The sequence below is a fragment of the Rufibacter sp. JT20002 genome (genome assembly GCF_056491185.1).
Genome location: NZ_JBSZJY010000002.1, coordinates 324,908 through 338,593, shown reverse-complemented (window position 1 = coordinate 338,593; position 13,686 = coordinate 324,908). Strand labels below are relative to the sequence as shown.

Annotated in this window: 12 protein-coding genes; all 12 read left to right on the top strand. The window is 47.7% G+C overall.

What is annotated here, in order from left to right:
* Positions 1 to 2 precede the first annotated feature (2 nt).
* Positions 3 to 587 carry a hypothetical protein gene (locus ACW9SV_RS10905; RefSeq protein ID WP_479556793.1) on the top strand — a complete coding sequence of 195 codons (585 nt, stop codon included), beginning with the start codon at positions 3 to 5 and terminating at the stop codon, positions 585 to 587.
* A gap of 399 nt (positions 588 to 986) precedes the next feature.
* Positions 987 to 2,021, top strand: coding sequence for an aspartyl protease family protein (locus ACW9SV_RS10900; protein WP_479556792.1), 1,035 nt, complete (start codon positions 987 to 989; stop codon positions 2,019 to 2,021).
* Positions 2,012 to 3,493 (top strand): glycogen-binding domain-containing protein, encoded by a 1,482-nt coding sequence (locus ACW9SV_RS10895; protein ID WP_479556791.1) that lies wholly within the window; start codon positions 2,012 to 2,014, stop codon positions 3,491 to 3,493. The genes ACW9SV_RS10900 and ACW9SV_RS10895 overlap by 10 nt, the downstream gene beginning before the upstream one ends.
* Before the next feature lie 68 nt (positions 3,494 to 3,561).
* The gene (locus ACW9SV_RS10890) at positions 3,562 to 4,272 is read left to right on the top strand and encodes a hypothetical protein (protein ID WP_479556790.1); all 711 of its coding nucleotides are present in this window, start codon (positions 3,562 to 3,564) and stop codon (positions 4,270 to 4,272) included.
* A 203-nt stretch (positions 4,273 to 4,475) separates the two neighbouring features.
* The gene (locus ACW9SV_RS10885; protein ID WP_479556789.1) at positions 4,476 to 6,098 is read left to right on the top strand and encodes a CTP synthase; all 1,623 of its coding nucleotides are present in this window, start codon (positions 4,476 to 4,478) and stop codon (positions 6,096 to 6,098) included.
* 15 nt (positions 6,099 to 6,113) lie between these two features.
* A complete protein-coding gene (gene yidC, locus ACW9SV_RS10880) occupies positions 6,114 to 7,931 on the top strand; it encodes a membrane protein insertase YidC (RefSeq protein WP_479556788.1) in 1,818 nt (605 codons plus the stop codon).
* A gap of 704 nt (positions 7,932 to 8,635) precedes the next feature.
* Complete coding sequence (locus tag ACW9SV_RS10875) at positions 8,636 to 9,316, top strand: metal-dependent hydrolase (protein WP_479556787.1); 681 nt, start codon at positions 8,636 to 8,638, stop codon at positions 9,314 to 9,316.
* An 8-nt stretch (positions 9,317 to 9,324) separates the two neighbouring features.
* Entirely contained in the window at positions 9,325 to 10,104 is a 780-nt protein-coding gene (locus ACW9SV_RS10870; protein WP_479556786.1) for a ParA family protein, read from the top strand.
* Between the two features lie 23 nt (positions 10,105 to 10,127).
* The gene (locus ACW9SV_RS10865; protein WP_479556785.1) at positions 10,128 to 11,057 is read left to right on the top strand and encodes a ParB/RepB/Spo0J family partition protein; all 930 of its coding nucleotides are present in this window, start codon (positions 10,128 to 10,130) and stop codon (positions 11,055 to 11,057) included.
* A 1-nt stretch (position 11,058) separates the two neighbouring features.
* Positions 11,059 to 11,721 (top strand): DUF5683 domain-containing protein, encoded by a 663-nt coding sequence (locus ACW9SV_RS10860; protein WP_479556784.1) that lies wholly within the window; start codon positions 11,059 to 11,061, stop codon positions 11,719 to 11,721.
* Between the two features lie 4 nt (positions 11,722 to 11,725).
* Positions 11,726 to 12,442, top strand: coding sequence for a 4-hydroxy-tetrahydrodipicolinate reductase (gene dapB / locus ACW9SV_RS10855; RefSeq protein ID WP_479556783.1), 717 nt, complete (start codon positions 11,726 to 11,728; stop codon positions 12,440 to 12,442).
* 11 nt (positions 12,443 to 12,453) lie between these two features.
* Positions 12,454 to 13,560 (top strand): signal peptidase I, encoded by a 1,107-nt coding sequence (gene lepB / locus ACW9SV_RS10850; RefSeq protein ID WP_479556782.1) that lies wholly within the window; start codon positions 12,454 to 12,456, stop codon positions 13,558 to 13,560.
* Positions 13,561 to 13,686 lie beyond the last annotated feature (126 nt).

Genomic DNA, 13,686 nt, shown 5'->3' with positions numbered 1-13,686 from the left:
TCATGAGAAATTTTACTCGAGTATTGGGGATTGTCCTGCTTTTCATTTGCCAGCATGCCCTAGGACAGGACGTGATTTTGAAAGTATCTGGCGAAGAGATAAAGGCTAAAGTAAAGGAGATTACCCCGGCACAGATTCATTACACCCAACCAGAGATGTACGCTGACAGTGTACTCTCACTAGCTCGAAGCGAGGTGTTTATGGTAAAATTCGCCAATGGAGAAAAGGAACTAATGCAGCCGGTCACTCCTAGTTCTAACTCCGACACAGTGGTGTTATCTTCTTCTGATCTGTACCAGTTAGGGCAGAAAGATGCCAAACTTTACTACAAAGGGGTGAACGCAGTCTTAGGTTCTATGGGAGCTACTCTCTTATTGGGGCTTCCGGGCACTATATTGGTGGCCGCCATTCCGCCCAAAGTGAACCCCAAGGAAGTCCCCAACCCTACGCTCTTGTCCAATCAATATTATCAAAGTGGTTACCGGGCCCAAGCTCATAAAAGAAAAATAGGGAAAGCTGCCATAGGGGCAGGACTTACGGTCCTTACTCTTGTCACCATCATGACCTCTGCCTCGCTAACGCAGTAAAAAGGTATTAGAACTCTTGGAGAAAAGGAGCCGATATGTTCGAAAAGATCAATAGGCGCATTCAATAAAATTGCAGAAGAGTCAGTCCTTATTTTACAGGTGTTTTCTTGGAAACGCTTCTAAAACAAGGACTGACTTTTTGCCTTTTGTATTCACACAAAGCAATTTTGTTTTAATTGTAAGCCTCTTCTCATAAAACTTTGCTTAGAAGAAAGAGTTCGAAAACCTATTTCGGAAAATGAGGGATTCATCTTTCTGTTTTTCCCTCACTTTTATAAAACAAAGGCAAAAACAATATAAAGTTTTTGCTATCTTTTGTGCTACTTTGCTCTGGTACCCCCCTATCCTGCGATATTCCTGGCTCCTGATTAAAATTGCATAAAGCGATTGTATTTCTATATGCGTGTGTACCTCCGCTTTTTTTTGGTGATGTTGGTAGGGTTGTTCCTGTTGAGTGGTGGGAGCCTTCCACTGAAAGCGAAACCCGTCCGGGATGCTGGAGAGGTACGGTCGCCCAAACTTTCCTGGCCAGTGGGCAAGCATTTATTATCCTCCTTTTCGCTTCCCTACCTTTTCGCCGGACCTGATTCTACCTCCTGCGTACTCCCTTTTACCCGCGCCGGGAACCTTATCTTGATCCAGGCTCGCGCCGATACCACCTCCGGGAGCTTCATTCTGGATTCCGGGGCCCAAAACCTGGTACTCAATATTACTTACTTCCGGGATTACCCCAAGATCAAGGACTCCAATGCCCAAAGAACCAGCGTGACGGGCTCCTCCCCTATGGTGGTAAAAACCATTGTCAAGAATTTCACCCTGGGTACGCTCCAGTACACCCGGGCGAAAGCAGATTTAATCAGTTTGGGGCACTTAGAGAACACCAAGGGTGTTAAAATACTGGGGCTGCTGGGAATGGAGTTGTTCAGGCAGTGCGAAATGATCATAGACTATGAACGAAGCTTGATTTACCTGCACAAAATCGGCAAAAAAGAAAGTGAGACGTACCGCAGCACCCAATTGCAGGACACCTCTTTGTATAACACCATTCCCATTGACCTGAAAGACAACCGCATCATTGCCCATACCGAAATGGCTGGCAAGAAAGTTGATTTCATCATTGACTGCGGGGCCGAAACCAACATTCTGGACAGCCGTCTGCCCAATAAGGTGTTTGAAAACGTAGATATTACGGGTAGGGTTATGCTAAGTGGAACCGGTAACCGGAAGATAGAGGCTCTGCGCGGTACTATGAAAAACATCAGGTTTGGCAACCAGGACATTGCCACCCTGCCAGTCCTGATCACTAGCCTAGAGAATACCTGTTTCTCCTACAATGGGTGTATAAACGGGGTATTAGGCTTTGACTTCCTGTCAGCTAATAACAATAAAATAGGCTTTAATTTTGTGAAGCGCGAATTGTATATATGGAAATAAACACACACCGAGTTACCTGGCTAAGGCTGCTGATTACCTGCTGGTGCGCTATCTTATTGGTAGTTACCCAGCAAGGAGAGAGCTTTGCCCAGGCCTCGGGTAAAAAGTACTCCGTCAAAGACGGAAAAATGATTATTGAACTGAACAAGCACATTTCCACGGCAGATCTTGACACTTTCCTGGTGCACTTCAACCTCACCGATATTGGTATAAAACATTTCTTCCAGACCAACTCCACCGACTCCCTGCGTCAGCAAGGTTGGCAATTGGAGCAGAACAACAACCAGGTGGTGGTGTTCAGCAAGCCGCTGATGGTGTTTGAAGACATCAAGGATCCGGTAGACCGCATTATTTTCAGCGGCAAAGATTTTAAGGAGAGGGCCCTTTACCCCGTCATCAACCAGAATGTGGTTTTAGGCTATAACCGGTTTAAAAACAAAAAGACTTTTCCTGAGCAAGACTCCATCGTCACCTTTTACCTCCGGAATGCTTTACAAGCTAAGAAGGTGTTTCTTGCCGGAACTTTCAATGAGTGGTCCTTAGATAGACAGGCCATGGTTAAAACCGATAGTGGTTGGGTTGCCCGCGTACCCCTGAGGGCCGGTAAGCACTGGTACAAGTTTGTAGTGGACGGTAACTGGACCATTGACACCGATAACCAGCTGCGGGAGAATGATGGCGAAGGAAACGTTAATTCTGTTTATTACAAGACCAACACGGTTTTCAGGCTTCCGGGGTACTTGAATGCCAAACGCGTTTTTTTGGCGGGCTCTTTCAACAACTGGCGTGAACGTGACCTCCTGATGACCAAAACCGCCAAAGGCTGGGAACTGCCCCTGTATTTAGCCCAGGGCACCCACATCTATAAATACATTGTGGACGGAGATTGGCACCATGACCCCACAAACCCAGAGACCGTTCCCAATGAACACAACAGTGTCAACTCCATCCTGCGGGTTGGAAAACCCCGCTTGTTCAAGTTAGACGGTTACACCTCGGCCAAGGAGGTATTTTTGGCGGGGTCTTTCAACAACTGGCGTGATTTTGAGTTGCCCATGAAGAAAACCCCTACCGGGTGGGAGCTACCGTACTCTATTGGGCCAGGAAACTACTCCTATAAGTTTAAGGTGGATGGCAAATGGATTCTGGACCCGGCCAACTCGTTGAAAGTGGACAACTCCGAAGGGACAGGTAACTCTTACCTCATTATCTCCCCCAACTATACTTTCCGGTTAAAGAACTACGGCAAAGCCAAAGCGGCCTACGTTGCTGGGGACTTCAACAATTGGGACCCTAAGGCCCTGCTCATGAGAAAAGAAGGCAATGACTGGTTTTTTGATGTCCACTTACCTGTAGGCAAAAACCGCTATAAATTCTTTGTGGACGGAGAATGGATCATTGACCCAGGCAATAAACTTTGGGAACAGAATGAGTATGGCACCGGAAACTCCATCATTTGGATAGAACAGTAGTTGCTTACATTTAAGGTATTTACCAGGCAGACGTTCACTGCTTTAAGGTCATTTTGCGCAAAACACCCATGAAACAAAACCTTGCCGCTGTACTCTCTTGCCTTCTGCTGAGCGCCTGTACTGTTACCCAACCAGAGGTGAGACCATCCTTAGAACAACACGGGCTCATCACCTTCCAGGATCCTTTGACCCAATCTCTGTTCGCCGATAAGGCCTCTACCATTTCCGAGGAGAATATCCAGCGAATCCTGAGCCGCCCGTACCAGTTACCCGAAACGCTGCGGGTTGCCTTAGTGAACCTGGAAAATGCCTCGATGAAAAGGTACCAATGGAATGATGAAACCTATCAGAAAAGCCAGCAAGCCTATACCGATCTGCTGGAGGATCAGTTGAAAAGATCCGGGAAGGTGACCAAGGTAACCATTGTGCCTGATTTACTGCTGCCCCAGCCCACCTCTTTCACCGGACTGCGGGAAGCTGCCGTAAGAATGCAGGCCGACATGGTGCTCGTTTATTCCACTACCCACGATGTGTACGCCCAATACAAGCTGTTTTCCAAGTCAGACATCAAAGCCTTCGCCACCACCCAAGCACTCCTTTTGGACGTAAGAACCGGCATCGTTCCTTTTTCTGCCATTATCACCAAAGACACCCTCAGTCAGAAAAAAGAAAACGAGGTAGATCAGCAGGAAGCCAGGAGACGCATCCAACAAGAGGCCGTGCTGCTGACGCTCCAGGAAATGGGCCAGCGGCTGCAGGACTTCCTTAAAAGGAACTAAGCTAGCCCAAAAAGCTCCCTCCCAGTAAAGGTCTTCTGCCGGGCTCCTATTAGACTATGGCATTTTAGATCCTGTTTTCCTAAAACCGCCACAAAACGGAGAACTGGGTTCAAGGCGCTTGACTTTCTTGGTAAAGCCAAACATTTTCCCGCCCGTTCCAATAATTTAGAGTAACTTTGCAGTCCATAAGACAAACACTACTTATGGCTTCTGCTAAATACATTTTCGTTACGGGAGGTGTGACTTCTTCACTAGGGAAAGGCATTATCTCCGCTTCATTGGCTAAACTTCTGCAAGCGAGAGGCTTCTCAGTAACCATCCAAAAATTTGACCCTTATATCAACATTGATCCGGGTACGCTTAATCCTTATGAGCACGGCGAGTGCTATGTAACCGAAGATGGGGCAGAGACCGATTTGGACTTAGGCCACTATGAGCGTTTCCTGAATACCCCTACTTCTCAGGCCAACAACGTAACTACCGGCCGAATTTACCACAACGTTATTACCCAAGAGCGCCAGGGTGCTTACCTGGGCAAGACGGTACAGGTAGTGCCTCACATCACCGACGAGATCAAGCGCCGCATGCTTGCCTTGGGCGAAACCGGTGAGTTTGACGTGGTCATTACCGAGATTGGCGGTTGCGTAGGCGATATTGAATCGTTGCCTTTTATTGAATCGGTGCGTCAGTTGCGTTGGGATTTAAACCCCAATGACACCGTGGTGATTCACCTGACCCTTCTGCCTTACCTGAAAGCCGCCGGCGAGCTGAAAACCAAACCAACCCAGCACTCGGTGAAGGCCTTGTCTGAGTCTGGCGTACAGCCCGATATTCTGGTATGCCGTTCTGAGCACCCTATCCCTGCCGAGATGCGCCGGAAGATTGCCTTGTTCTGCAACGTGGCTACTAACTCCGTGATTGAGTCTCTGGATGCAGACACCATCTACGATGTGCCGTTGCTCATGAAAAAGGAGAAGCTGGATGAGCGGGTGATCAAGAAACTGAAACTCACCAGCCGCCAAGAGGTGGACCTTGACTCCTGGAAAGAGTTCTTGGGCCGTTTAAAGAACCCTACGGAAGAAATCACCATTGCCCTTGTTGGGAAATACGTGGAGCTACCAGACGCGTACAAGTCCATTATTGAAGCCTTTATCCATGCAGGCGCGGCCAATGAATGCAAAGTGCACATCAAATCCATCCAGTCTGAGTTCATCACCGCCGAAAACGTGCACATGCACTTGGAAGGCATGAACGGAGTTCTGGTAGCACCAGGCTTTGGCGAGCGCGGGTTTGAAGGTAAACTGGAGGCCATCCGCTACGTGCGTGAAAGCAACATTCCGTTCTTCGGGATCTGCCTGGGTATGCAGTGCGCCGCCGTGGAGTTTGCCCGTAATGTGCTGGGCTTGAAAGATGCCGCTTCTACCGAGATGAACCCTACTACTCCTTATCCTGTTATTGACATGATGGAGGAGCAGAAGAACATCACCCAAAAAGGGGGTACCATGCGCTTAGGCTCCTATATCTGCGACCTTAAAAAAGGCTCCAAAGCACACCACGCCTATGGCAAGAGCCATATCTCTGAGCGTCACCGCCACCGCTATGAATTCAACAACCAGTACCTGAAAGCTTTTGAAGACGCCGGCATGGTGGCTTCGGGTATCAACCCAGATACTGGCTTGGTAGAGGTGATAGAGTTGCAGAACCACCCTTGGTTTGTGGCGGCCCAGTACCACCCAGAACTGAAAAGCACGGTGCTGGCCCCTCACCCACTGTTTGTTCGGTTCATCAAAGCGGCCATCACACAGTCTAAAAACAGAAACAAATAACCCTTCTTATCACTTATGGATAAAAATTCCGCAATAGGCATGGGCCTAATTGCCGCTCTCATACTGGTGTACAGTATTTTCTTTATGAAAGGTCCGGAGCAAAAGCCGGCAACACAAGCATCTAAACCAACTACGGCTGCGGCCGCAACCAAACCTACCATCAATGACTCTGTGGCTACTGCTGAGCGAGTGGCTCAGTTAGGGCCTTTTGGAGCCCTGGCCACTGGTCAAAACCAAACCGTTTCCCTTGAAAACCAGGTGTTGCGGGTATCCCTGGGCAGCCAAGGAGGTAAGGTAGAGGAAGTAGAACTGAAGAACTATAAAACCTGGGACAAAAAGCCTCTGATTCTGTTTGACACCCAGACAAGCCAGCAGGAATTCAGCTTCCAGACCAGAGATGGCCGCACCGTTAGTTTGTCTGACCTGTTTTTCCAGCCATCCGCGGTTACTAACCTGACCGTAAATGACAAGCCAGCAAAGTCCATCACGTTTACTGCGCAGGTGGCGCCGGGCCAATCTATTGAGCAGGTGTACACCTTGCAGGAAGATGCTTATCAAGTGGGCTACCAGTTGAATTTCCGGGGTATGGAAAGCCTGGTGGCGCAACAGCCGGTCATGCTTACCTGGACAGATCAACTGAAACGCCTGGAGAAAGACATCAAGCAGAACCGCAGCCACTCTACCATCAACTTCTACACCGCTGACGAAAGCTTTGACAACCTATCGGCCAGCGCCACCGAAACGGAGACCGAGAAGTTGGAGGAGCCTGTGAAATGGGTGGCTAACAAGCAGAACTTCTTCACGGCTGCCATCATTGCCCAGAATACCTTTGCCAACGCTGAGGTAAGCAGTACTTTGAATGAAGCAGACACTACGCAGGTAAAAACCTTGAAATCCAGACTGTCTATTCCGGTACAGGATGTTTTGGGAGGTAAGGCTACCTTCACGTACTTCTTCGGTCCTAACGACTATGATGTATTGAAGAATGTTACCGAAGGGTTTGACAGAAACTTGGAACTAGGATGGGGTATTTTCTCCTGGGTGAACAAGCTCCTGATTATCCCTGCTTTTGACTTCCTGGAAGATTTTGTACCGTCTTATGGTATCATCATCATCTTGCTGGTATTGTACATTAAGCTGATCTTAAGTCCGCTGACCTACAAGTCATATATCTCCATGGCCAAGATGAAAGTGTTGAAGCCAGAGATTGACGTGATCAAGGAGAAGAACGAGGGGGACATGCAGAAGACACAGGCCGAGACCATGACGCTCTACTCTAAAATGGGCGTGAACCCAATGAGTGGCTGTATCCCTATGTTGCTGCAGATGCCTATCCTGTTCGCAATGTTCAACTTCTTCCCTAACTCTATTGAACTTCGCCAGGAGCCGTTCTTGTGGGCGCATGATCTGAGCACGTATGATGTGTTCGCGCAGCTGCCGTTCACTATCCCGTTCTATGGAAACCACGTGAGTATGTTTACTTTGTTGATGACAGCGTCTACCATCCTGTACACGTGGTCTAACAACCAGGTAAGCACCGTGCAGGGACCAATGAAGTTTTACTCGTACCTGATGCCTGTTATCTTCATGTTCGTTTTGAACAGTTTCCCAGCCGGTCTGAGCTTCTATTACTTCGTGTCTAACATTGTTACTTTCGGGCAGCAGGCCTTGATCAGACGCTTCGTAGACGACGCTAAGATCCGGAAGAACCTGGAAGAATATCAAGAGAAGAACAAAGGGAAAGAGCCGAAAGGCGGCTTCCAGAAGCGCTTGCAGGAAGCCATGAAAGTGGCCGCTGAACAAGAGGCAAAACGTAAGAAAGGCACTAAATAAGAACATCACCCCTCATACAAAAAAAGCCCGGTTAAGCCGGGCTTTTTTTGTTACTAGTCGACAAACACGAAACCATAACTCCCTTTATTTCACATGGATTATACAACATCAACTACAAGGCAACTTTAATAAAAATCGCTTGATCTGAAAAGCTTTAGGGTCCTTGGGATTGCTCATCAAACCAGGATTACCCCATTGTCAAGGGACCTCTGCAAAGCTCCTTTCTCCCTCTTGCATTTAAGGATTTAGCTCAAACATCCATTTTAGGCCCTCTTAGACAAAACATGGCTTGAAACTGATATTTTAGGTTCTTAAACCTAGTAAGAACACCAAAACAAGCGTTTAATTACCAGATTTAGATCAAAGTTTCAACTAGTTCAAACCTTGAGAATTGCCCTTAGTGAAAGATTAATCCAATCTAGGTTTTAGGCTCAGAATACCCGAAACAGCCTCATAACAGGGGACTCAGAACTTAAAGGATCAGTATCATCAAGGCTCTTTCCCGAAAGGGCTAAAAAGATAAAGATCAGGCTTCTACCCTATTTTTCTTAAACCAGTCAACAAACCCAGATTTTACCTGAAAATGGGGATAAATAACCTGAAAGTGTTAATAAGTCGGGGTTCAAAGTCACTTCAAATTACCTTATCTTTGTAAAAGCGTATGCTTAATCTTGTAGTTCAACGTCAACCCTGGCCAAACACAGATGAAAATCACTTATTACGGACAATCTTGCTTTCTCTTCGAAATTGGAGACACCAAAGTACTTTTTGATCCTTTCATTTCCCCCAACCCTTTAGCCTCAGAGATTGATCTTGATTCTATTGAGTGCGACTACATCCTGCTCTCCCACGGGCATGGTGACCACGTAGCAGACGCTGAATACCTTCTGAAGAAAACCGGAGCTACGCTTGTGGCCATCTTTGAGATTGTGAGCTGGTATCAGAAAAAGGGCATTGAGAACGTTCACCCTATGAACACCGGCGGCAAGGTGCATTTGCCTTTCGGGACGCTGAAAATGGTGAACGCCATCCACTCCAGCTCTTTCCCTGATGGCACGTACGCCGGCACTGCCGCTGGTTTTGTGATTGAAAGCGCCGAGAAGACGTTTTACTTTGCCGGGGACACGGCCCTGCACATGGACATGAAACTGATTGGCGACCGCTACAAGATTGATTTTGCGCTGCTACCTATCGGTGACAATTTCACCATGGATGTGGAAGATGCATTGGTAGCCGCCAATTACGTAAATACAAAAAGAATCATCGGGATGCATTATGATACCTTCCCGTACATAGAGATTGATCATGTGGAGGCCCTGGAACTAGCCCGGCGCCAGCAGAAGGAATTGATTTTGATGGAGATTGGTCAAACCATAGAACTGTAACCTGTACAATGGGAAAGATAATTGCCGTTGCCAACCAGAAAGGTGGAGTAGGGAAAACCACTTCGGCCATAAACCTGGCAGCCAGCTTAGCCGCTTTAGAATATAGAACCCTGTTGGTAGATGCTGACCCGCAGGCCAACGCCACCTCAGGCATCGGGTTTGACCCGAAAGACATTGAGAACAGCATCTACGAGTGCATGGTGGACGGCGTAAAAACCGAAGACATCATCCTGACCTCTCCTATTGATTTTCTGGACCTGATCCCTTCGCACATTGACTTGGTAGGGGCTGAGGTGGAGATGATCAACCTGCCTAACCGCGAGGAGAAAATGAAGCAGGTGTTAGTGCCTCTCAAAGAGAAGTATGACTTCATCATTATTGACTGCTCTCCTTCTCTTGGTCTTATCACGGTGAACTCCCTGACTGCCGCTGACTCGGTGATCATTCCGGTGCAGTGCGAGTACTTCGCCTTGGAAGGATTAGGAAAGCTCCTGAACACCATCAAGATCATCCAGTCGCGGTTGAATCCAGACCTGGAAATTGAAGGCTTGTTGCTGACCATGTATGATGTGCGTCTGCGCCTTTCAAACCAGGTGGTAGAGGAAGTGAAAATGCACTTCCAGCAGATGGTGTTTGACACCATCATTCCAAGAAATGTGAAGTTGAGTGAATCTCCTAGCTTTGGAGTACCGGCCATTCTCCACGATGCCGAAAGTAAGGGAGCCATCAGCTACCTGAACCTGGCACGTGAAATTGTGGAGAAGAACGGTGTGGCAGTTGCCCAATAGTACCATAAGACTAAAATACCTACATGTCTGATAATTCAGCCAAAAAGAAAGCAGGAGGCCTTGGAAGAGGCCTCAATGCCCTTATCACAGGGCAATATGATCGTAAAGCCCCAGCAGAATCAACAGAAGAAACATCATCCACCCTTAGCGCTGTCAACACCATCGCAGATATCAAATTAACCCAGATTGAGACCAACCCTTTCCAGCCGCGTACCCACTTTGACCAAGTGGCGCTGGAAGAATTGGCTGAGTCTATCCGCATTCAGGGTATTATCCAGCCCATCACGGTCCGGCAGTTAAGTGCCGATGCTTATCAGCTTATTTCGGGGGAGCGCCGTTACCAAGCCGCCAAGCTTGCTGGATTAGAGACTATTCCTGCGTACATCCGCAAGGCCGATGACCAGCAGATGCTGGAGATGGCCTTGATTGAGAACATTCAGCGGGAAAACCTCAATGCCATAGAGATTGCCTTGAGCTACCAGCGCTTGCTTTCTGAATGTAACCTGAAGCAAGAGGAACTGGGTGAACGCGTGGGCAAGAAGCGGACCACAGTTACCAATTATCTGCGCTTGCTAAAGTTACCGCCAGACATCCAGATTGGGATCAGAGACAACCTGATTTCAATGGGTCACGCCCGCGCCGTCATCAACATTGACGACGTGGAGAAACAGCTGGAGGTGTACCGCAAGATTGTAAACGAAGAACTGTCGGTGCGTAAAGTGGAGGAATTGGTGCGTAACATCAACCTGGCAAACAAAAAGCCAGACCCACAGACCAAACTAGATCTTCATCCGTTAGAAAACGAAGTGAAACGCGTGGAATCAAGATTGTCTTCCTATTTTGGAACCCGTATTCACGTGAAAGCCTCTCCAGAGGGCAAAGGGGAAATCAAAATCCCGTTTGTGTCTGTAGATGAGCTGAACCGTATTCTGGAAATCTTAAACTACGCCTAACATGCGGCAGCTAGCGGCCCTGTTCTTCTTCCTAGTCCTTTCATGTAGCTATTCTTTAACTGCCTCGGCGCAAGTAATTACTACCGGACCAGATTCTGTTCAAGTTGCTACTTCTCCCGTAGTTTTAGATAGTACCAAGCTTGGTCGCCCAAAACACTTGAAGGAAGCCATTGGAAGATGGAGTAAGCCTGCTCAAGCTGCTTTCTATTCTGCCATTCTACCTGGTTTGGGTCAGGTTTATAACAGAAGTTACTGGAAAGTTCCGCTTATTTACGCTACTGGTGCCGTTATAGGCTACTTCATTTATGACAACAACCGTAAGTACCAGGGATTTCAGGAAGCCCTGGATATACGGCTTGATGGCAATGCTGAAACTGTAGACCAGTACGCAGACAGCAACACTTATGCCGTAGGAAGACCCAATGATCAGGGAACTATTAACCTTCGTAGATCCCGGGACTTTTTCCGGAAATACCGTGACCTGGACATTATCCTGGGAGTAGTAGCTTGGGGCCTTAACGTCATGGAGGCCCACGTGCATGCTCACCTGAAAGCCTTTGATGTCAGCGATGACTTATCTCTTGAGTTAAAACCCACTTGGCAACCTATTGCCGGTACCCCCTCTTACTCGGCTGGTTTTTCCCTCCAACTGAACCTTAAATAAAACTATGCGCATATTACTCATTGGGTACGGCAAAATGGGCCAGACAATTGAGCGTTTGGCTTTGGCCAAAGGTCATGAGATTGTAGGGGCCCTTACCGTAGAAGATACCGGTAAACTATCTTCCTACACGGCCGATCAGGTGGACGTAGCCATTGAATTCACCAGCCCCGATGCGGCGGTTGGCAACATCTTAACCTGCTTTGAAAAGAAAATACCAGTAGTGGTGGGTACCACCGGATGGTTACAGCAGTTGCCTCTCATAAAGGAGAAGTGCCAGGAGCAACAGGCAAGCCTTTTCTATGCCTCTAACTTCAGCGTGGGCGTGAATCTCTTCTTCCACTTCAATGAATATGTGGCCAAAAAGATGCAGCAGTATCCTGAGTATGGCGTGCAGGTGAAGGAGATTCACCACGTGCATAAACTGGATAAGCCCAGCGGAACAGCCCTATCTATAGCTGATGGCATTCTGAAGCATTTTCCTGAAAAACATGGATGGGTAAATGAAGTCTCTGACGAACCAGAGCTCTTAAGCGTAGTTTCTGAAAGAGAAGGTGAAGTTGTGGGGACTCACATTGTGCAATACACCTCAGAAAACGATACCTTTGAGCTACACCACATTGCCCAAAGCAGAGAAGGGTTTGCCTCCGGCGCTCTATTGGCAGCCGAGTGGTTACCCGGTCGCCAAGGTATTTACGGAATGACCGACCTGCTACAACTCTAAAACTAGACTGCATGAGCATCCGTTTTTGGACCAAGACCGACACCAAGCCTAAAAAGAAAAAAGGCTTTTTCAGAGAATGGGGAGACGCCATTCTTTTTGCCGTTGTAGCGGCCACCCTTATCCGGTGGGCTACCTTTGAGGCGTACACCATCCCTACTCCGTCTATGGAGAAGTCTTTGTTGGTGGGTGATTACCTTTTTGTGAGCAAACTGCATTATGGGCCCCGCACGCCCATTACCCCCTTGCAGGTACCTTTGACCCACCAAACCATCTGGGGCACCAACATTCCTTCTTATTCAGATGCCATCCAGTTGAAGTCTTACCGATTGCCAGGTTTCACTTCCGTGAAGAACAATGACGTGGTGGTATTCAACTGGCCGGCAGATATCAACCACCCTACTGACCTTAGGATGAATTACATTAAACGCTGCATTGGCATTGCGGGTGATAAGATTCAGATGCGAGACATGAAGGTGTACATCAATGATAAGATGGTGCCAGAGCCAGATCGGGTACAATACGCCTATGGCCTGTTGACCACCACGCCCATCAACGAGAAGTTCTTCAAGGAAAACGACATCACCGATGTACAGATGGCGTTTGGCGGGGTTGGCTACGTGATCAACACCACCCCGGCCACCGCCGAGAAACTGAAAGGCTTTGACTTTATTAAGGAGGTGGTTCTGTACAAAGACAGCATTGGGTCTGTTAGAGCAGATGTTTTCCCGTTCAAACCTTCCATGTACCCTTACAACAAGGACAATTTCGGTCCTTTCATCATCCCTAAAGAAGGCATGACCGTGGACATCAACCCGCAAACCATTCCTTTCTACGAGATGGCAATCCGGAAATACGAGGGATTTGAGAAAGAAGCGGTTGTGGTCTCTGACGATAAAATTTTGATCAATGGGCAGGAGATAAAGCAATACACCTTCAAGCAGAACTACTATTGGATGATGGGGGATAACCGCCACAACTCAGAAGATTCACGGTACTGGGGCTTTGTTCCCGAGGACCACGTAGTTGGCAAGGCGGTTCTGATCTGGATGTCTGCTGACCCCACTGAAACATTGTTCAACAAAATCCGCTGGAGCAGAATTTTCAAAGGCATTGAATAAACCCTCACTGTTTTGATGTCATTTTGTCCAAAACAGACCTAAAAAGCACCTGATTTAAAAAGAAAAGCCGGCTAAAATTTAGCTGGCTTTTCTTTTTTGATAATTTCTTAAGCTTAAAAGAAGAAT

Bases quoted from the DNA above. Each gene is read 5' to 3' on its own strand.
- yidC (WP_479556788.1), top strand. From the start codon at position 6,114: ATGGATAAAAATTCCGCAATAGGCATGGGCCTAATTGCCGCTCTCATA.
- ACW9SV_RS10905 (WP_479556793.1), top strand. From the start codon at position 3: ATGAGAAATTTTACTCGAGTATTGGGGATTGTCCTGCTTTTCATTTGC.
- ACW9SV_RS10865 (WP_479556785.1), top strand. From the start codon at position 10,128: ATGTCTGATAATTCAGCCAAAAAGAAAGCAGGAGGCCTTGGAAGAGGC.
- ACW9SV_RS10860 (WP_479556784.1), top strand. From the start codon at position 11,059: ATGCGGCAGCTAGCGGCCCTGTTCTTCTTCCTAGTCCTTTCATGTAGC.
- ACW9SV_RS10890 (WP_479556790.1), top strand. From the start codon at position 3,562: ATGAAACAAAACCTTGCCGCTGTACTCTCTTGCCTTCTGCTGAGCGCC.
- ACW9SV_RS10875 (WP_479556787.1), top strand. From the start codon at position 8,636: ATGAAAATCACTTATTACGGACAATCTTGCTTTCTCTTCGAAATTGGA.
- dapB (WP_479556783.1), top strand. From the start codon at position 11,726: ATGCGCATATTACTCATTGGGTACGGCAAAATGGGCCAGACAATTGAG.
- ACW9SV_RS10885 (WP_479556789.1), top strand. From the start codon at position 4,476: ATGGCTTCTGCTAAATACATTTTCGTTACGGGAGGTGTGACTTCTTCA.
- ACW9SV_RS10870 (WP_479556786.1), top strand. From the start codon at position 9,325: ATGGGAAAGATAATTGCCGTTGCCAACCAGAAAGGTGGAGTAGGGAAA.
- ACW9SV_RS10900 (WP_479556792.1), top strand. From the start codon at position 987: ATGCGTGTGTACCTCCGCTTTTTTTTGGTGATGTTGGTAGGGTTGTTC.
- lepB (WP_479556782.1), top strand. From the start codon at position 12,454: ATGAGCATCCGTTTTTGGACCAAGACCGACACCAAGCCTAAAAAGAAA.
- ACW9SV_RS10895 (WP_479556791.1), top strand. From the start codon at position 2,012: ATGGAAATAAACACACACCGAGTTACCTGGCTAAGGCTGCTGATTACC.